Origin of the sequence: Pseudomonas sp. B21-009 (assembly GCF_024749345.1) — a bacterium.
Classification (GTDB): domain Bacteria; phylum Pseudomonadota; class Gammaproteobacteria; order Pseudomonadales; family Pseudomonadaceae; genus Aquipseudomonas.
The window spans coordinates 40,000-56,231 of record NZ_CP087199.1 but is presented as its reverse complement, the minus strand read 5'-3'; the positions used below and the strand labels follow the sequence as shown (position 1 = coordinate 56,231).

18 protein-coding genes are annotated in these 16,232 nt (G+C 61.7%); 6 read left to right on the top strand and 12 right to left on the bottom strand.

Features of this window, described 5'->3' with window-relative positions; genetic code table 11:
* The 3 genes from LOY34_RS00275 to coxB are packed head-to-tail and all read right to left on the bottom strand — an operon-like array spanning position 1 to position 3,365.
* Positions 1 to 570: a cytochrome c oxidase assembly protein gene (locus LOY34_RS00275; RefSeq protein ID WP_038997842.1), complete on the bottom strand. Its 570-nt coding sequence runs from the start codon at positions 568 to 570 to the stop codon at positions 1 to 3.
* A gap of 25 nt (positions 571 to 595) precedes the next feature.
* Positions 596 to 2,185, bottom strand: coding sequence for a cytochrome c oxidase subunit I (ctaD, locus tag LOY34_RS00270; RefSeq protein WP_045200704.1), 1,590 nt, complete (start codon positions 2,183 to 2,185; stop codon positions 596 to 598).
* Positions 2,186 to 2,237: 52 nt separating this feature from the next.
* The gene (gene coxB / locus LOY34_RS00265) at positions 2,238 to 3,365 is read right to left on the bottom strand and encodes a cytochrome c oxidase subunit II (RefSeq protein WP_038997844.1); all 1,128 of its coding nucleotides are present in this window, start codon (positions 3,363 to 3,365) and stop codon (positions 2,238 to 2,240) included.
* Between the two features lie 368 nt (positions 3,366 to 3,733).
* Between coxB and LOY34_RS00260 the strand changes: the two genes are divergently transcribed.
* Positions 3,734 to 4,381, top strand: coding sequence for a hypothetical protein (locus tag LOY34_RS00260; RefSeq protein ID WP_045200708.1), 648 nt, complete (start codon positions 3,734 to 3,736; stop codon positions 4,379 to 4,381).
* Between the two features lie 12 nt (positions 4,382 to 4,393).
* Here the strand turns inward: LOY34_RS00260 and LOY34_RS00255 are convergent, their stop codons facing one another.
* The 5 genes from LOY34_RS00255 to prlC all read right to left on the bottom strand — a co-directional run bounded on the left by LOY34_RS00255 (position 4,394) and on the right by prlC (position 10,566).
* Positions 4,394 to 5,953: a SulP family inorganic anion transporter gene (locus tag LOY34_RS00255; protein ID WP_195885375.1), complete on the bottom strand. Its 1,560-nt coding sequence runs from the start codon at positions 5,951 to 5,953 to the stop codon at positions 4,394 to 4,396.
* Between the two features lie 162 nt (positions 5,954 to 6,115).
* Complete coding sequence (locus tag LOY34_RS00250) at positions 6,116 to 6,835, bottom strand: carbonic anhydrase (RefSeq protein WP_045200712.1); 720 nt, start codon at positions 6,833 to 6,835, stop codon at positions 6,116 to 6,118.
* 245 nt (positions 6,836 to 7,080) lie between these two features.
* Positions 7,081 to 8,142 (bottom strand): PA0069 family radical SAM protein, encoded by a 1,062-nt coding sequence (locus LOY34_RS00245; RefSeq protein WP_258664142.1) that lies wholly within the window; start codon positions 8,140 to 8,142, stop codon positions 7,081 to 7,083.
* Between the two features lie 97 nt (positions 8,143 to 8,239).
* Positions 8,240 to 8,518, bottom strand: a complete 279-nt coding sequence (locus LOY34_RS00240) for a YheV family putative zinc ribbon protein (protein WP_258664140.1) — start codon at positions 8,516 to 8,518, stop codon at positions 8,240 to 8,242.
* Complete coding sequence (gene prlC / locus LOY34_RS00235; protein ID WP_045200718.1) at positions 8,515 to 10,566, bottom strand: oligopeptidase A; 2,052 nt, start codon at positions 10,564 to 10,566, stop codon at positions 8,515 to 8,517. The genes LOY34_RS00240 and prlC overlap by 4 nt, the downstream gene beginning before the upstream one ends.
* A gap of 91 nt (positions 10,567 to 10,657) precedes the next feature.
* On the opposite strand from prlC, the gene LOY34_RS00230 reads away from it, so the two are divergent.
* Positions 10,658 to 11,206 (top strand): gamma carbonic anhydrase family protein, encoded by a 549-nt coding sequence (locus LOY34_RS00230; protein ID WP_045200720.1) that lies wholly within the window; start codon positions 10,658 to 10,660, stop codon positions 11,204 to 11,206.
* A 29-nt stretch (positions 11,207 to 11,235) separates the two neighbouring features.
* Entirely contained in the window at positions 11,236 to 11,886 is a 651-nt protein-coding gene (locus tag LOY34_RS00225) for an HAD family hydrolase (RefSeq protein WP_093387231.1), read from the top strand.
* A gap of 4 nt (positions 11,887 to 11,890) precedes the next feature.
* On the opposite strand, the gene LOY34_RS00220 is transcribed toward LOY34_RS00225, so the two are convergent.
* Positions 11,891 to 13,045, bottom strand: a complete 1,155-nt coding sequence (locus LOY34_RS00220) for an aminopeptidase (protein WP_408980898.1) — start codon at positions 13,043 to 13,045, stop codon at positions 11,891 to 11,893.
* A gap of 66 nt (positions 13,046 to 13,111) precedes the next feature.
* On the opposite strand from LOY34_RS00220, the gene LOY34_RS00215 reads away from it, so the two are divergent.
* Both LOY34_RS00215 and LOY34_RS00210 read left to right on the top strand, forming a co-directional pair.
* The gene (locus tag LOY34_RS00215) at positions 13,112 to 13,525 is read left to right on the top strand and encodes a hypothetical protein (RefSeq protein WP_195885372.1); all 414 of its coding nucleotides are present in this window, start codon (positions 13,112 to 13,114) and stop codon (positions 13,523 to 13,525) included.
* A 53-nt stretch (positions 13,526 to 13,578) separates the two neighbouring features.
* Entirely contained in the window at positions 13,579 to 13,992 is a 414-nt protein-coding gene (locus LOY34_RS00210; protein ID WP_045200724.1) for a hypothetical protein, read from the top strand.
* A gap of 3 nt (positions 13,993 to 13,995) precedes the next feature.
* Here LOY34_RS00210 and LOY34_RS00205 read toward each other — a convergent pair whose 3' ends face one another.
* Complete coding sequence (locus LOY34_RS00205; RefSeq protein WP_195885371.1) at positions 13,996 to 14,229, bottom strand: DUF1161 domain-containing protein; 234 nt, start codon at positions 14,227 to 14,229, stop codon at positions 13,996 to 13,998.
* Positions 14,230 to 14,302: 73 nt separating this feature from the next.
* Positions 14,303 to 14,728, bottom strand: a complete 426-nt coding sequence (locus LOY34_RS00200; RefSeq protein ID WP_093377662.1) for an OsmC family protein — start codon at positions 14,726 to 14,728, stop codon at positions 14,303 to 14,305.
* Between the two features lie 186 nt (positions 14,729 to 14,914).
* Between LOY34_RS00200 and LOY34_RS00195 the strand changes: the two genes are divergently transcribed.
* Positions 14,915 to 15,919, top strand: a complete 1,005-nt coding sequence (locus LOY34_RS00195; protein WP_195885370.1) for an LLM class flavin-dependent oxidoreductase — start codon at positions 14,915 to 14,917, stop codon at positions 15,917 to 15,919.
* Between the two features lie 39 nt (positions 15,920 to 15,958).
* Here the strand turns inward: LOY34_RS00195 and LOY34_RS00190 are convergent, their stop codons facing one another.
* A complete protein-coding gene (locus tag LOY34_RS00190) occupies positions 15,959 to 16,186 on the bottom strand; it encodes a DUF1161 domain-containing protein (protein WP_045200732.1) in 228 nt (75 codons plus the stop codon).
* Between the last annotated feature and the right edge of the window lie 46 nt (positions 16,187 to 16,232).

Genomic DNA, 16,232 nt, shown 5'->3' with positions numbered 1-16,232 from the left:
TTATCGGGCGCCCTGTGCAACCGGGTCCGCCAGGTGTGCGACCGGCGGGTGGCGAGCGGTGATATCGAACAGCGTGTAAGCCAGCGTCAGGTGTTTCACATCCTTGGGCAGGTCACGGTCGACGATGAAACGCACCGGCATTTCGATGCGCTCCCCCGGCTGCAGCACCTGCTGGGTAAAGCAGAAGCATTCGGTCTTGTGGAAATACGCCGCCGCCTCGGCTGGGGTAATGCTGGGGATGGCCTGGGCGCTCATGGGTTTGTCGGTCGGGTTGCGAGCGATGAACACCATCTGGTTGACCGCCCCCGGGTTGACGTCGATCTGGTCGGCGGTGGAATAAAAATCCCAGACCATGTCGCTGGCGTTGGTCGACATGAACTGCACCTTCACCGTGCGGTTCAGGTCGCTGACCTGGGTGCCTTCGTACTGGCCGCCGGTCTTGCCGTTGATGCCGAACGCCTTGCACATCACGTCGTAGATCGGCACCAGGGCAAAACCGAAGGCGAACATCACCACGGTCAGCAGCATCAGCCGCCACACCAGGCGCTTGAGCGAGGTCCCTTCACTCATGGCTGCATCCTCAGGCCGAAGCGGTTCATTTCACTTCCGGTGGAGTCTGGAAGGTGTGGTAAGGCGCCGGTGACGGCACCGACCATTCCAGCCCTTCGGCGCCATCCCAGGGTTTGGCCGGCGCCGGAGCGCCGCCGCGAATGCACTTGATGACGATGAACAGGAAGAAGATCTGCGTGGCGCCGAAGGTGAAGGCGCCAATCGAGGAGATCATGTTGAAGTCGGCGAACTGCAGATTGTAGTCGGGGATCCTGCGCGGCATGCCGGCCAGGCCGACGAAGTGCATGGGGAAGAAGGCCATGTTCATGCCGATGAACGACAACCAGAAGTGCAGCTTGCCCAGGGTTTCGTCGTACATGTGCCCGGTCCACTTCGGCAGCCAGTAGTAGGCCGAGGCGAAGATGCCGAAGATCGCCCCGGGCACCAGCACGTAGTGGAAGTGAGCCACCACAAAGTAAGTGTCGTGGTACTGGAAGTCCGCCGGAGCAATCGCCAGCATCAATCCGGAGAAGCCGCCGATGGTGAAGAGAATGACGAAGGCGATGGCGAACAGCATCGGGGTCTCGAAGGTCAGCGAGCCTTCCCACATGGTGCTCACCCAGTTGAACACCTTCACCCCGGTGGGCACCGCGATCAGCATGGTCGCGTACATGAAGAACAGCTCGCCGACCACCGGAATGCCGACCACGAACATGTGGTGGGCCCAGACGATAAACGACAGGAAGGCAATCGCGCCGGTGGCATAGACCATCGAGGTGTAGCCGAACAGCGGCTTGCGCGAGAACGCCGGGATGATCGAGCTGACCGCGCCGAAGGCCGGCAGGATCATGATGTACACCTCGGGGTGGCCGAAGAACCAAAACACATGCTGGAACAATACCGGGTCACCACCGCCGGCAGCGCTGAAGAAGCTGGTGCCAAAGTGGATGTCCATCAGCATCATGGTCACCACGCCCGCCAGTACCGGCATCACCGCGATCAGCAGGAAGGCGGTGATCAGCCAGGTCCAGACAAACAGCGGCATCTTCATCAGGGTCATGCCCGGGGCACGCAGGTTGAGGATGGTGGCGATGACGTTGATCGCGCCCATGATCGAGCTGATGCCCATCAGGTGGATGGCGAAGATGAAGAAGGTCACGCTTTCCGGCGCGTAGGTGGTTGAGAGCGGGGCGTAGAAGGTCCAGCCGAAGTTCGGTCCGCCACCGGGCATGAACAGCGTCGAGACCAGCAGCAGGAACGCGGCCGGCAACAGCCAGAAGCTGAAGTTGTTCATGCGTGGCAGGGCCATGTCCGGCGCGCCGATCATCAGCGGGATCATCCAGTTGGCGAGGCCAACGAAGGCCGGCATCACCGCGCCGAAGACCATCACCAGGCCGTGCATGGTGGTCATCTGGTTGAAGAACTCCGGCTGGACGATCTGCAGCCCGGGCTGGAACAGCTCGGCGCGGATGACCATGGCGAACGAGCCGCCGAGCAGGAACATCATGAAACTGAACCACAGGTACATGGTGCCGATGTCTTTGTGGTTGGTGGTCAGCACCCAGCGCATCAGGCCCTTGGCCGGCCCGTGGGCGTGCTCATGACCGTGGCTGTGGTCGTCGATCACTGCGCTCATGTCCTGTCTCCTGCAGTCCGGTGGCGGGGGCGCGGATAGGCATCAACCCGGCTCATTTGCTTTCTGCCTGTTTGATCGCCAGCACGTCTTTTGGCGTGACCATATCGCCCTTGTTGTTGCCCCAGGCGTTGCGTTCGTAGGTCACTACGGCGGCGATATCGACTTCCGAGAGCTGCTTGCCGAAGGCGGCCATGGCCGTGCCCGGCTTGCCGTGAAAGACGATACTCAGGTGATCTTCCTTGGGTCCGGTGGCAATTTTCGAGCCCTTGAGCGCCGGGAACATCGGCGGCAGGCCCTGACCTTCGGCCTGGTGACAGGCCACGCAGGTGGTGTGGTAAACCTTGTCGCCGCGCTCGACCAGCTCTTGCAGGGTCCATTCCTTGCTGGTCAGCTCCTTGAGCTTGGCCGCCTCGGCCTTGCGCTCGCCGAGCCAGGTGTCGTAGTCGGCCTTGGACTTGACTTCGACCACCACCGGCATGAAGCCGTGGTCCTTGCCGCACAGCTCGGTGCACTGGCCGCGGTAGATGCCGGGCTTCTCGACCCGTGTCCAGGCTTCGTTGACGAAGCCTGGAATGGCATCGCGCTTGACCGCAAAGGCCGGCACCCACCAGGAATGGATAACGTCGGCGGCGGTGACCAGGAAGCGCACCTTGGCACCCACCGGCAGCACCAGCGGCTGGTCGACTTCGAGCAGGTAGTGCTCGTCCTTGGGCGCTTTGTTGTGGATTTGATCGGCGGGGGTAGCCAGGTTGCTGAAGAACTCGACATCCTGGCCCAGGTATTTGTAATGCCATTTCCACTGGTAGCCGGTGACCTGGATATCGACGTCCGACTCGCTGGCATCGTAGATATCGATCAGGGTCTTGGTCGCCGGAATGGCCATGGCCACCAGGATCAGGAACGGCACCACCGTCCACATGATCTCGACCCAGGTGTGCTCGTGAAAATGCGCGGGCTGCTGGCCGGTGGAACGACGGTGGATGATCATCGACCAGAACATTGCGCCAAAGACCACCAGGCCGATGATCACGCAAATCCAGAAAATGGTCATGTGCAGGTCGAACACTGCATTGCTGACTTCAGTCGCCCCTGGCGCCATGTTCACGGTCCAGGCGGCGTGCGCCTGACCGAATACCGACCACAACAGGAGGCCCATCCAGACATGTGGATGTCGCATCATTGCGGGTTCCCCTTATCGTTCTTGTTATCCCGGAGGCGTGGACCTACGGCTAAGGGTACGGCGGCCAAGACTGCGAACTTCGACGACCGAGCCCCTGCGAACTGCAGTCGGGCCTCATCAGCGAATCACTTTCAAACCGGAGTATAGACAGCGACCCCGGCGCCGCAATGCACACAGGGAAAACATCGGCAGAAGTTGAACGTTTGCGCGCAAAGCCGCTAATTACCTGGCTTGAGGCACAATGATGGCATTTAGATATAATTGGCGAATATTAAGTTGTTAATGGTTATGCCAAATGCGTCTTAGGCATTTTCAGAACCGAGCTACCTTATGTCTTCCGTTTGTCACGCCTTTACCCTGGAGTTGTCATGAACATCGCCGCTTTGCGCGAGCAGATTACCCGTGCCCGTCAACATGAGACCGAAACCGGCCAACTGAAAACTCAACTGGAAAACCAGCTGCCCCACCTGCACCCTTCGATCCATCTGCCAAAGGCCGATGCCCAAGGCGCCCTGGTGCGCTTCGTCGACGCCTATATCGATCAGGTACCAGAACTGCTGGAGGCGGCCAACGAGGTTGCCCGCGAAGCCGGCATCGAGTCGCAGATCAAACCGGTGCTGAAAATCGCCGAGCAGTACTTCCTGCAACCGCCCGCCATCACCGATACCCACCTCGGCCTGGGCTGCCTGCTGGATGAGGCCTACCTGGCCCATCGCCTGGTGGAAGAAGTTAACGACTTGTACATCAAGCACTTCAACCAGCCGCTGATCCCGCTCGACACCACTGTGGCCAACCTGATCGCCCACCAACTGATCGGCGAGCAGTTTGCCAATCAGCTGGATGAAGTGGTGCACCACTCGGTGGACGAGATGCTCAACGAAGAAAGCTTTGCCCTGGAGTCGGTCGAGCAGTACCGCGACAAGCTCAGCAGCCCGAACACCGGCGAAGCCTGGAAGCGCTGGCCGTGCCTGTCGCGTCAGCTGGGTGTGGGCCTGGAGCTGGATCAGTCGGCTTGAGGCTGATTCGGCTCAAGCCCCCAACCCGGCTGTCGTCCGCACCCGGCCCTCGACCCGGCGCTTGAGCCGCCGCTGCTCGATCAGCAGCCGCGAGCCCTTGCCGGAATTGGCCCGGCCCCAGTCCTCGAGCAGCTCCAGGCAGGAGTGGTCGATGTAGCTGAGGTTGGCCAACGGCACGTGCAGGGTGGTCCCGGGCGGAATGCCTTCCAGCACCTGGGCCAGTGCCGGCACCTTGAGAAAGGTCGCCGCACCGCTCAGGCGCAGTTGCATATGGCCCGGTTGATCAAGGCTGGCCACGCTGATTTTCAGGCGTGCGGCCTTGAGCGCAAGCTTCAGCAGGGTCAGGGCAAAACCGAGCAGTACGCCGGTCAGCAGGTCGGTGAAGATGATCGCCAACGCTGTCGCCGCATAGGTGAACATCGGCATCCGGCCATACCGCCCCAGCCCGCGAAAGGCCTTGAAGTCGACCAGCTTGATCCCGGTGTAGACCAGCACACCCGCCAGGCTCGCCACCGGAATCTGCTGCAGCACGCTGCTGAGCACCACCACGAAAGCCAATAACCAGACCCCATGCAGGATCGCCGACAGGCGCGTTTGCGCCCCGGCCTGGACGTTGGCCGAGCTGCGCACGATAACCCCGGTCATTGGCAGTGCCCCCAGAACGCCACAGAGCATATTGCCCAGGCCCTGGGCCGACAGTTCGCGGTCAAAGTCCGAGCGCTGGCCGTTGTGCATGCGATCGACAGCGGCGGCAGATAGCAGGGTTTCGGCGCTGGCGATAAAGGCCAGGGCAAAGGCGGCGACCAGCAGGTTGGGGTCGGCCAGGTGGAGCAGGTCGGCCGGGCTCAGCCAATCGATGGCTTCGCTGAGGTTAGCCGGCACTTCGACGCGGTTCACCGGCAATGCCAGCCAGATGCTGATCGCGGTCATCACGGCTACACCCAGCAGCGCACCCGGCACGAAGCGCAGCGACTGCGGGCGCAAGCGCTCCCACCCCCACATGATGGCGATGGTGCCGAGCCCGAGCGCACCGGCCTGCCAGCCGTTGCCCGGGCTTTCTAGCGGCAACGCCTGGGCCAGGGTCGCCGGAAAGCCCAGCAGGTTGGCCAGGCCCGAAGGTTGCGGGGCGCTGTCGAACATCACATGCACCTGGGACAAGACAATCAGCACGCCGATACCCGCGAGCATGCCGTACACCACCGCCGGCGCCGTGACCCGGAACCAGCAGCCCAGGCGCAAACGGCCGGCGAGCAGTTGCAGCAGGCCGGCCAACAGCAGGATCGGGCCGAGCATCGCCACGCCATGCTGGCGCACCAGTTCGAACACCAGCACCGCCAGGCCGGCGGCCGGACCGCTGACCTGCAACGGCGAGCCGGCCAGCCAACCAACGACGATACCGCCGATGATCCCGGTGATCAGGCCCTTGGCCGGTGGCATGCCCGAGGCGATGGCGATACCCATGCACAAGGGCAGGGCGACCAGAAACACGACTACTGACGCCAGTAATTCACGCGGCAAGGCCGCTTTCACTTGTGTCTTGTTCACCCTGTTACTCCTTCTCTCACGTTTCATGGCCATTCCAATGGCCGCTGGCACAACCCCTGACTTACGCGCAGCCGCATACCGCCAGCGGGCGCCGGCACGGCAATCAGGGAGATTCAAGGCAGCCGATGACCAGGCCGCACCAGGCAGGTGCAGCCGTCAATCAGCGATTCGCGGGGGTGTCAGGGACGCTTAGTAGCGGCCTTTTGGGGTGGCGCAGGGGATCGGCTGGCCTTGGGCTAGCGGCAGGAAGCTGTCGCTGGCGGCGTCATAGGCCTCGATCTGGCTGGTTTCGATGTCGTAGATCCAACCATGGATATACAGCTGGCCGGCTGCCAGGCGCGAAGCCACCGACGGGTGAGTGCGCAAGTGGTGCAGCTGGGCGATGACGTTTTCTTTGGTCAGCACCTGCATGCTTTCATGCTCGCTGCCACAGGAGCAGTTGTCTTCGACCACCGTGCGGGCGACCTCGGCATGGCGCAGCCAGGCTTTGACCGTCGGCATTTTCTCCAGGCTCTGCGGGTTGAGCACCGCGCGCATGGCGCCGCAATCGGAGTGACCGCAGACGATGATGTGGTGAACGCCCAAGGCCAGCACCGCATACTCAATGGCGGTGGACACACCGCCGTTCATCTGCCCGTAGGGAGGCACGACGTTACCGACGTTGCGGGTCACGAACAGGTCGCCAGGGGAGCTCTGGGTAATCAGCTCGGGCACAATGCGTGAATCGGCACAGGTGATGAACATCGCACGGGGCTTTTGCGCGGTGGCGAGTTTCTTGAACAGCTCTTGCTGCTCGGGAAAAACGTCATGATGGAAGCGCAGGAAGCCGTCGACGATATGCTTCAGAGCGGCATCGGCGCTCTCGGCTGGGGCTTGCGGGACAACCTTGGATGGGTCCTTGACGGGCATGATTCATCCTCTTTGACGGTTTTGGGTTAAGTCCATTTTACCGGGTTGATGATTCAAACGGCGTATGACAGTTGGATGAAATACGCGCGCCAACCATCACATCAGTTGTTGACTGAATTCCTACGCTACTCGGCGAAACTTAACTCAAACTGAATTGCGAGGCTCTAGAACGGGCGTTCCAGAGATTCAAAGAGGTGTCTGGATAATAGCAAAAAAACATTAATGGCCAATACCCATTAATGAAATCAGAGCAGCGACATCTGCCCGCCTGGAGGACAAAACGCTGTGCAATCAAGCGCGTAGCCTTCGCGCCGATTCAGCCCCAGGCGGCGGATCGCCTTGCTGAAGCGTTGCGCCAGCAACTCGGCAAATACCCCCTCGCCGCGCATGCGCGCACCGAAGCGGCTGTCGTACAACTCACCACCGCGGCTCTGGCGAATCAGGCTAAGGACATGATTGGCCCGTTGGGGGTAATGGTCCAGCAGCCATTGCTCGAACAGCGGTGCCACCTCCAGCGGCAGGCGCAGAATCATGTAGGCCGCGTTCAGGGCGCCGCTGGCCTTGGCCGCCTCGAGCAAGTGCTCAAGCTCGCTGTCGTTGATCATCGGGATCATCGGCGAACACAGCACACCCACCGGCACACCGGCCTCGGCCAGCACCCGGATCGCCCGCAGACGTGCCTTGGGCGCCGCTGCCCGTGGCTCCAGCGTACGCTTGAGCTCGTCGTCCAGGGTGGTCAGGCTGATCATCACCTGTACCAGATTCTGCCGGGCAAGCTCGGCGAGCAGGTCCAGGTCGCGCAGAATCAGTGAGCCCTTGGTGACGATGGTGACCGGGTGCCGGTAGCGCAACAGCACTTCGAGCAGGCGCCGGGTCAGTTGTTGCTCGCGTTCGATGGGCTGGTAGGGGTCGGTGTTGGAGCCCAGGTTGATCGGTGCGCACACATAGCCAGGCTTGCTCAGTTGCTGTTCGAGCACGGCGGCAGCGTTGGTCTTGGCAATCAGCTTGGTTTCGAAGTCGAGCCCCGGCGACAGATCCCAATAAGCGTGGCTGGGCCGGGCATAGCAGTAGATACAGCCGTGCTCGCAGCCGCGATAAGGATTGATCGAGCGATCGAAGGGCAGGTCGGGCGAGTTGTTGCGGGTGATGATGGTCTTGGCGGTTTCGATGCGTACTTCGGTACCCTGGGTCAGGGGCACTTCCTGGTACCAACCGTCATCCTCGGCCACCGAGCGATTCGGGGCGAAGCGGTTATGGGAATTGCTCGCGGTGCCACGACCCCGCACCGGCCCTTGAGGATTGAACATGAAAAACCCCGGATACTGTTTTTATATACAGTACACGGGGCTAGTGTTCGATTCCAGTACCGCTGGGCGCCAGCCGAAAATGCTGGCGCTGGCGCGTTTACTCGGTTGACTTCTTCAACTTCGGATTGGGGAAGAACTGCACCGTCTGCACCGTGGTCGCGGCAGGTTTCACCTCGACCTTGTTGACCCGCGTACCCAGTTCCTTGGGCACCGACAGCCCTTGCTCGTTAAGGGTGTCAGAAAAACCGCAGGCCACACATTCCCGGTGCGGAACGCTGTCTTCGCTCCACATCATCAGTTTGTCCGGCTCGCTGCACGCCGGGCAGACCGCCCCGGCGATAAAGCGCTTTTTCGTTACCACAGGCCCATCACTCATGCCGCCACTTCCTCACTCAGGCCACTGTGGCGCAAGAGTGCATCGATTGACGGCTCGCGGCCACGGAAGTCGACGAACAGCAGCATCGGCTCCTGGGAACCGCCACGGGCCAGGATCGCTTCGCGAAAGGCGCGGCCGGTGTCGGCATTGAGCACGCCTTCTTCTTCGAAGCGCGAGAAGGCGTCGGCCGACAGTACTTCCGCCCACTTGTAGCTGTAGTAACCGGCTGCGTAGCCACCGGCAAAGATATGCGCAAAGCTGTTAGGGAAGCGGTTGTACGCCGGTGGGCGCATGACCGAAACCTCGTCGCGCACCCCTTCGAGCACTTGCAACACGCTGCGGCCGTCGCCGTGGCTGGCATGCAGTTCGAAGTCGAACAGCGAGAATTCCAGCTGGCGAACCATCATCAGCCCGGACTGGAAGTTCTTCGCCGCCAGCATCTTCTCCAGCAAATCCTGGGGCAGGGCTGCGCCAGTTTCGTAGTGGCCAGAAATCAGCGCCAGGCCTTCAGGCTCCCAGCACCAGTTTTCCATGAACTGGCTCGGCAGCTCGACCGCGTCCCAGGCCACGCCGTTGATACCGGAGACACCGGCATGCTCGATGCGGGTCAGCAGGTGATGCAGGCCATGGCCGAATTCGTGGAACAGGGTGGTGACTTCGTCGTGGGTCAGCAACGCCGGCTTGCCGGGGGCGGCCGGGGTGAAGTTGCACACCAGGTTGGCCACCGGGCTCTGCAGCTGGCCGTCAGCGGTCAGGCGACGGTCGCGGGCGCCGTCCATCCAGGCACCGCCACGCTTGTTGGCGCGGGCATAGAGGTCGAAGAAGAAGCGCCCGACGTGCTGGCCGTGCTCCTTGATTTCGAACAGGCGCACGTCCGGGTGCCAGCTGTCGAAGCCCTTGAGTTCGGCAATTTCGATGCCGTACAGGCGCTGGACGATGGTAAACAAGCCGCTCAGCACCTTGTCGATCGGGAAGTAGGCGCGCAGGGTTTCCTGGGAAACGCTGTAGCGCTGTTCACGGAGTTTTTCCCCGTAGAAGCCGCTGTCCCAGCTCTGCAGGTCCGGACAACCCTGCTCGGCGGCATAGGCCTTGAGCTGGGCCAGGTCCTGGGTGGCAAACGGCTTGCTACGCTTGGCCAGGTCACGCAGAAAGCTCAGCACCTGGTCGCTGGACTCGGCCATCTTGGTCGCCAGGCTCAGCTCGGCGAAGTTGGCGTAACCGAGCAGCTCGGCCAGCTCCTGACGCAGGTCGAGAATCTCGGCCATCACCGGGCCGTTGTCGAACTGGCCGGCATTCGGGCCCTGGTCGGAGGCGCGAGTGCAGTAGGCGGCGTAGATTTCTTCGCGCAGGGCGCGGTCTTCGGCGTAGGTCATTACCGCGTAGTAGCTGGGGAACTCCAGGCTGATCAGCCAGCCGTCGAGGCCCTTGGCCTGCGCCGCGGCGGCCATTTGTGCTTTGGCCGAATCAGTCAGGCCGGCAAGCGCCGCTTCGTCGCTGACATGCTTGGTCCAGGCCTGGGTGGCGTCTAGCAGTTGGTTGGAGAAACGGCTGCCCAGCTCGCTGAGCTTGCTCTGCACTTGCGCGTAACGCTGCTGCTTTTCGGCCGGCAGGTCGATACCCGACAGGCGGAAGTCTCGCAGGGCGTGTTCAAGAATAGTTTTTTGTGCCACATCGAAGCCGGCAGCTTCGGGGCTGGCGATCAATGCCTCATAGGCCTGAAACAGCTCGCGGTTCTGGCCCATTTCGGTGGCATACGCGCTCAACGCCGGCAAGCAAGCCTCGTAGGCTTCGCGCAGTTCGGCGCTGTTGCACACGGCATTGAGGTGGCTGACCGGGCTCCAGGCGGCGCCCAGGCGGTCGTTGAGTTCGTCCATGGCCAGGATCAGGCCGGCCCAGCTCGGGCTCTTGCCCTGGGCCTTGAGGATGTCGGCAATGGCTGTACGGTTGTCGGCCAGGATCTGTTCAATCGCCGGCTGCACATGCTCGGCACGGATCGCCGAGAAGGGCGGCAAGTCATAAGACTGCAGAAGCGGGTTGTTCGCACTCACGGTTAAACACCTTGGCAGAAGAAACACTTCCCCATCTTAATTACAATCGACGCCGACCGCAGCCCTATCCATACCAAAGAGAATTCCTATCATGGCCATCCGTAGCTTCCAGCATCACACTCCCAGGCTTGGCGAACGCGCCTTTGTCGACCGCAGTGCCGTGGTACTGGGTGATGTCGAGATCGGTGCCGACAGCTCGGTGTGGCCATTGACGGTGATCCGCGGCGATATGCACCGCATCCGCATCGGTGCGCGCACCAGCGTGCAGGATGGCAGCGTGCTGCACATCACCCATGCCGGGCCGTTCAACCCGGACGGTTTCCCGCTGCTGATCGGCGATGAGGTAACCATTGGTCACAAAGTCATGCTCCACGGCTGCACCCTGGGCAACCGCATCCTGGTCGGCATGGGCAGCACCATCATGGATGGCGCCGTGGTCGAAGACGAAGTGATCATCGGCGCTGGCAGCCTGGTACCGCCGGGCAAGCGCCTGGAAAGCGGGTTTCTGTACGTCGGCAGCCCGGTCAAGCAGGCCCGCGCCCTGAGCGAGAAGGAGCGCGCGTTCTTCCCCTACAGCGCCGGCAACTACGTCAAACTCAAGGACCAGCACCTGGCCGAAGGCTATCACCTGCCCGAGTGAACCTGTCCACCGCCTTATTCGAGACCGCCATGCACCAGCAAAACATCCTCTTTGACCTCGACGGTACCCTGACCGACCCGCGCCTGGGTATCACCCGCTCGATCCAGTACGCACTGGCCAAGCTGGGCATCGACGAGCCGGACCTGACGCGCCTGGAACACTTCATCGGCCCGCCGCTGCTGCAGGCCTTCATGCAGTTCTATGATTTTGATGAGGCCAAGGCCTGGGACGCGGTGAATTTCTATCGCGAACGCTTCAAGGTCACCGGCCTATACGAAAACCAGGTGTTCGACGGCGTCAGCGAAATGCTCGAAACCCTGCAAGGGCAGGGCCGCACCCTGTATATCGCCACCTCCAAACCTTGGGAGTTTGCCCGCGAGATCGCCCGCCATTTCGACTTCGCCAAGCACTTCAAGGTGATCTACGGCAGCGAGCTGGATGGCACCCGCACCAACAAGGTCGAGCTGATCCGCCACCTGCTGGCCGAAGAAGCCCTGGACCCTGCGCACACCCTGATGATCGGCGACCGCAAGCACGACCTGATCGGCGCCCGCAGCAACGGCCTGGAAGCGGTAGCGGTGGGGTATGGCTTTGGTAGCCATGAAGAGTTGACGGCGGAGCAGCCGGCCTACCACTTTGCGACCTTGGCGCAACTGCACCAGGCGTTCCAGCGCGGCTGAGACCCTATCGCGGGGCAAGTCGGGTCGCCGCACCGCCGCTCCCACTGTAGGAGCGGCGGTGCGACGACTCGACTTGCCCCGCAATGCTTTTCAGCGCCTGCTGACGCTGCTCAAGGGGTAGCCGCCCGAATGCTTCTACTCGCTGATAAAACACCTGCCAATCGCCGCCCACCTCGGCAAACAGCTGGGCAAACGCCGGCACCCACTGGTCGTACAGACCAAACGGCAACAACTTGGCATTGTTCATCGGCGCATTGATCCAGGCGTCATAGCGTCCGACACCGCCCCACTGGTTATCGCGCAAGGCCCGGTATTCACGGCGCAAGCGTTCGAATTCGGCCTGCTTGCCCGCACGCTTGGCGGGTTCGGTGAGCGGCGCCGCATACAACGCCTTGAGCCGTTCGCGACTGGCCAGCACCAGGGCGACGAACTGCTCGCGCTGTTGGCTGCCATCTTCGACCAGCGTTGGCAGGCCCCGCGCCGCGCGCCATTGGCGAGTGCCTTCCTGCTCGACGAATGTGGCGAAGGACTCGTTGAACGCAGTGTCGTCCTGGACATAGACGCGTTGATGGGCCAACTCATGAAAGATCACCGTGGCCAGGCGTTCATCACCCCAGCCAAGCATGGAGCTGAGGATCGGATCGTCGAACCAGCCCAGGGTCGAATAGGCTTCGACACCGCCGACATAGACATCCAGCCCTTGTTGTTTCTGCAGCGCAGCCGCCCCGCGCGCGGCGCCCTGGTTGTAATAACCACGGTAGGCAACACAGCCGGCGATGGGGAAGCAATGAGTCTGCGGCTCCAGCGACAACTCGGGTGTGGCGAATACGTTCCAGACCACGAAGGGCCGGCCGATATCGGCATAAACCCGATAGCTGCGGTTGTCCGGCAGCTTCAACTGCGCGCTGGCGAAGGCGCGAGCTTGCTCGGCGTGCAGCAACTGCTGGCGCAATTTACTGTCGGTGGCCGGGTCTGCTACCAGCTCGGCAACCGGCTGGCGCGCCCGCAACAGCTGCCACTGACCGCTGGCCAGTTGCCCGTAGTAACTGACACTGGCACAACCGCTCAGCAGCCCGATGGCCAACAAGGGAACCAAGTAGCGAAAAAGACGGTCGAGTGCCCCATGACTTGAGCGCAACAAAAAAAATAGTCGAAGCATTGGTGTCCTGTATCCGCTCAAGTACTCATCCGCTTCAAGACTATCCTGCCCGGCTGGAGTTTTGCCATGCGTACACTGCTCGTCGTCAGCACTGTTGTGCTTCTGTCCGGCTGCGCCGGCCTTCCTGCGCCTGACCCCAACCAGGCCTGGATCGACCTTGCCCCTGGTGAGGACGACACCTTGCACGCCGTCGAAGTAGACGAGCGCGCCTGGGCCGACAAACGCTATTTCGAAGTACCGCCAGGCAGCCATGAGCTGACCGTGCGCTATCTGTTTGCGGTTACGCCAAGCAATATCGGCCCGGTCAACGAGCCACTGTGGCGCGATTGCCAGCTCAATGTGAAATTCAATGATTTCAGTGCCGGCCAGCGCTACCAGCTTGAAGCCGGTAGCATCGGCTTCCGCCCCTGGGCCAAGCTCTATGACGAACAGCGCAAAGTGGTCGGCAAAGGCCAGCCGGCGGGCTGCCAGCGTACCTAAAGGCGTGAATGGCGCTATGCTTATGCTTTGTAACCCGCACGTCGGAGTTCGCCATGCGCCAGCCTGTGATGCTGCTCGCAATCAGTACCCTTGGAGCTTGCGTTAGCCCCCTGCCACCTGTGGATAACAAACAGGCCTGGGTCGACCTCTACACCATCACGCCGGGCAAGACACTGATGGCCGAACGGCTCGATGGCAAACGCCTGACCGATGGCCGGTTCTTTCAGGTGACGCCCGGTGCCCACGAGTTGGTGGTGCGGTTCGACTACGAGATCTACTCCGGTGGATTCAGTACCGACCCGACCGAGCGCACCTGCTACCTGACCATCAAGTTCGCGCATTTCAAGGCCGGCCAGCGCTATCGCCTGGAAGCCCGGGCCCCGGCCATGCAGCCCAGCGCCTACCTCTATGATGCCCAGCGCAAGATGGTCGCCGAAGAGTCCAACGACGTCTTCTGCACCCCCTGAGGCCTAGCGATCATTCTTTTGGTAGATGATCTTCTTGGTGCCGCCTTCACAGCTGCCGACCACCATGTTCTGGTCGTGGACCTCGTCAGTCTTGACGATTTCCAAGGTGTAGGAACTCACGTTGTTGGCCTGGATCTTGGCTTCGATCTCGGCCTTGAGCTCTTCACAGGGTTTCGGCGCGGCCAGCGCAGCGGTTGCCAGCAGCGAAGCCAGCACAGCGATTGCAACACGGATCATGGGACAGCTCCTTGTGGCGGCAGTCGTTCTACCGACCCTCATTTGACCACAAGAAGCGCGCCCCGGTTCTGCCTTAACTCAGCAGCGTCGCATCCAGGCTGATTTTCGCGTTGAGCACTTTCGACACCGGGCAACCGGCCTTGGCCTTGTTGGCAATCTCAAGAAACTGCGCTTCGCTAGCCCCGGGGACCTTGGCCTTGAGGATCAGGTTCACGGCAGTAATGGCAAAGCCATCCGGCAGTTTGTCGAGGGTCACTTCGGCGATGGTATCGATGCGTTCGGCGGTCAAGCCCGCTTCACCGAGCATCATTGACAGGGCCATGGAGAAGCAGCCTGCATGCGCCGCGCCAATCAGTTCCTCCGGATTGGTACCCGGCTGGCCTTCGAAGCGGGTATTGAAGCCATAAGGGTTCTGCTTGAGAGCGCCGCTTTCAGTGGAAAGCAGGCCCTTGCCATCCTTTAAGCCACCTTGCCAGATAGCTGATGCTGTCTTTTTCATAAAGCCTCCTGAGCTCCCTGGGGCGCGGGATATCGCGCCTTGCCTTAATTTCAGAGAGCCCTGACGCAGGCAAGTTCAGAAGGATTACAAGCCCCGGCATTGATTCCTGCAGATGTGCCCATACAGAGCTAGAAAGGCCGTTGGATTGTTTGCGGCCCCTCGACTGCCCAGGAGGCGCCAACGCCCATGAAGCAACTTGCCGATATCAAGATTTCCACCCTCGACCTGGTGCCAGTACGCGCCGACAGCGGCCCGGCGCAGTCCCTGCGCAACTCACTGGACCTGGCGCAACACGTCGAGAAGTTTGGCTACAACCGCTTCTGGGTGGCCGAGCACCACAACATGGATGGTATCGCCAGCTCCGCAACCTCGGTGCTGCTCAGCTACCTGGCCGGTGGTACCTCAACCATTCGTGTTGGCGCCGGCGGGGTGATGCTGCCCAACCATGCGCCACTGGTGATCGCCGAACAGTTCGGCACACTCGCCAGCCTGTATCCCGGGCGAATCGACCTGGGCCTGGGCCGCGCGCCGGGCTCCGACCAGATGACCGCCCGCGCCCTGCGCCGCGAACGCTCGGGCAGTGCCGACGACTTTCCCGATGACGTCGAAGAACTGATGCGCTACCTGGGCCCGCGCACGCCGGAGCAGAAGGTCATTGCCGTGCCGGGTTACGGTACCGAAGTGCCGATCTGGCTACTGGGTTCGAGCCTGTTCAGTGCACAACTGGCCGGTATGCGCGGTTTGCCCTACGCCTTCGCCTCGCATTTCGCTCCACGTTACATGCACGAGGCGATTCGCGTGTACCGCAACCACTTCCAGCCCTCGGCGGTGCTCGACAAGCCTTATGTGATGCTTGGCGTACCACTGGTGGCGGCCGAGACCGATGAACAGGCCGACTACCTGGCCACCTCGGTGTATCAGCGCATCCTCGCCCTGATGCGCGGGCAAAGCCTGGTGCAACGCCCGCCAGTGGAGACCATGGACGGCCTGTGGTTGCCGCATGAGCGGGAAGCGGTGGGCAGCTTCCTGGGCCTTGCGATGGTCGGCAGCCCGCAGAAAATCCGCGCCAAACTGGAGGTGTTGCTGGAGCAGACCGAGGCGGATGAGCTGATCTTCACCTGCGACCTGTATGAGCATGCCGACCGCATACGCTCTTATGAGCTGCTGGCGCAGACAGTGCTGGGCAACTGAGGGCCCTATCGCGGGGCTTGCCCCGCGATGGATTCAACACTATCGCCCGCGCTTATAGACTATTTCCTTGGTGCCGCCTTCGCAGCTACCCACGACCTTGCCGTCTGCGGCAGCGCCTTTATCGACGATCTCCAGCGAGTAGCCGCTGACACCCTTGGCGTCCAGCTTGGCTGCTATTTCGCCCTTGAGCTCTTCACATGGCTTGCCGGCTGCCAGCGCAGTACCGGCCAGCGTCATCAAACCTATCGCTACTACCAACTTCTTCATCGATCGCTTTCCTTGTTCAGATCAAAATAGAGAAGGGCGCCAGGAA

Excerpts from the sequence above, each read along its gene's own strand:
- LOY34_RS00275 (WP_038997842.1), bottom strand. The coding sequence starts at position 570 with ATGAGTGAAGGGACCTCGCTCAAGCGCCTGGTGTGGCGGCTGATGCTG.
- LOY34_RS00220 (WP_408980898.1), bottom strand. The coding sequence starts at position 13,045 with ATGCTTCGACTATTTTTTTTGTTGCGCTCAAGTCATGGGGCACTCGAC.
- LOY34_RS00190 (WP_045200732.1), bottom strand. The coding sequence starts at position 16,186 with ATGAAGAAGTTGGTAGTAGCGATAGGTTTGATGACGCTGGCCGGTACT.
- ctaD (WP_045200704.1), bottom strand. The coding sequence starts at position 2,185 with ATGAGCGCAGTGATCGACGACCACAGCCACGGTCATGAGCACGCCCAC.
- LOY34_RS00215 (WP_195885372.1), top strand. The coding sequence starts at position 13,112 with ATGCGTACACTGCTCGTCGTCAGCACTGTTGTGCTTCTGTCCGGCTGC.
- LOY34_RS00205 (WP_195885371.1), bottom strand. The coding sequence starts at position 14,229 with ATGATCCGTGTTGCAATCGCTGTGCTGGCTTCGCTGCTGGCAACCGCT.
- LOY34_RS00240 (WP_258664140.1), bottom strand. The coding sequence starts at position 8,518 with ATGAGTGATGGGCCTGTGGTAACGAAAAAGCGCTTTATCGCCGGGGCG.
- LOY34_RS00200 (WP_093377662.1), bottom strand. The coding sequence starts at position 14,728 with ATGAAAAAGACAGCATCAGCTATCTGGCAAGGTGGCTTAAAGGATGGC.
- LOY34_RS00195 (WP_195885370.1), top strand. The coding sequence starts at position 14,915 with ATGAAGCAACTTGCCGATATCAAGATTTCCACCCTCGACCTGGTGCCA.
- LOY34_RS00210 (WP_045200724.1), top strand. The coding sequence starts at position 13,579 with ATGCGCCAGCCTGTGATGCTGCTCGCAATCAGTACCCTTGGAGCTTGC.
- coxB (WP_038997844.1), bottom strand. The coding sequence starts at position 3,365 with ATGATGCGACATCCACATGTCTGGATGGGCCTCCTGTTGTGGTCGGTA.
- LOY34_RS00230 (WP_045200720.1), top strand. The coding sequence starts at position 10,658 with ATGGCCATCCGTAGCTTCCAGCATCACACTCCCAGGCTTGGCGAACGC.
- LOY34_RS00255 (WP_195885375.1), bottom strand. The coding sequence starts at position 5,953 with ATGAAACGTGAGAGAAGGAGTAACAGGGTGAACAAGACACAAGTGAAA.
- LOY34_RS00225 (WP_093387231.1), top strand. The coding sequence starts at position 11,236 with ATGCACCAGCAAAACATCCTCTTTGACCTCGACGGTACCCTGACCGAC.
- LOY34_RS00260 (WP_045200708.1), top strand. The coding sequence starts at position 3,734 with ATGAACATCGCCGCTTTGCGCGAGCAGATTACCCGTGCCCGTCAACAT.
- LOY34_RS00250 (WP_045200712.1), bottom strand. The coding sequence starts at position 6,835 with ATGCCCGTCAAGGACCCATCCAAGGTTGTCCCGCAAGCCCCAGCCGAG.
- LOY34_RS00245 (WP_258664142.1), bottom strand. The coding sequence starts at position 8,142 with ATGTTCAATCCTCAAGGGCCGGTGCGGGGTCGTGGCACCGCGAGCAAT.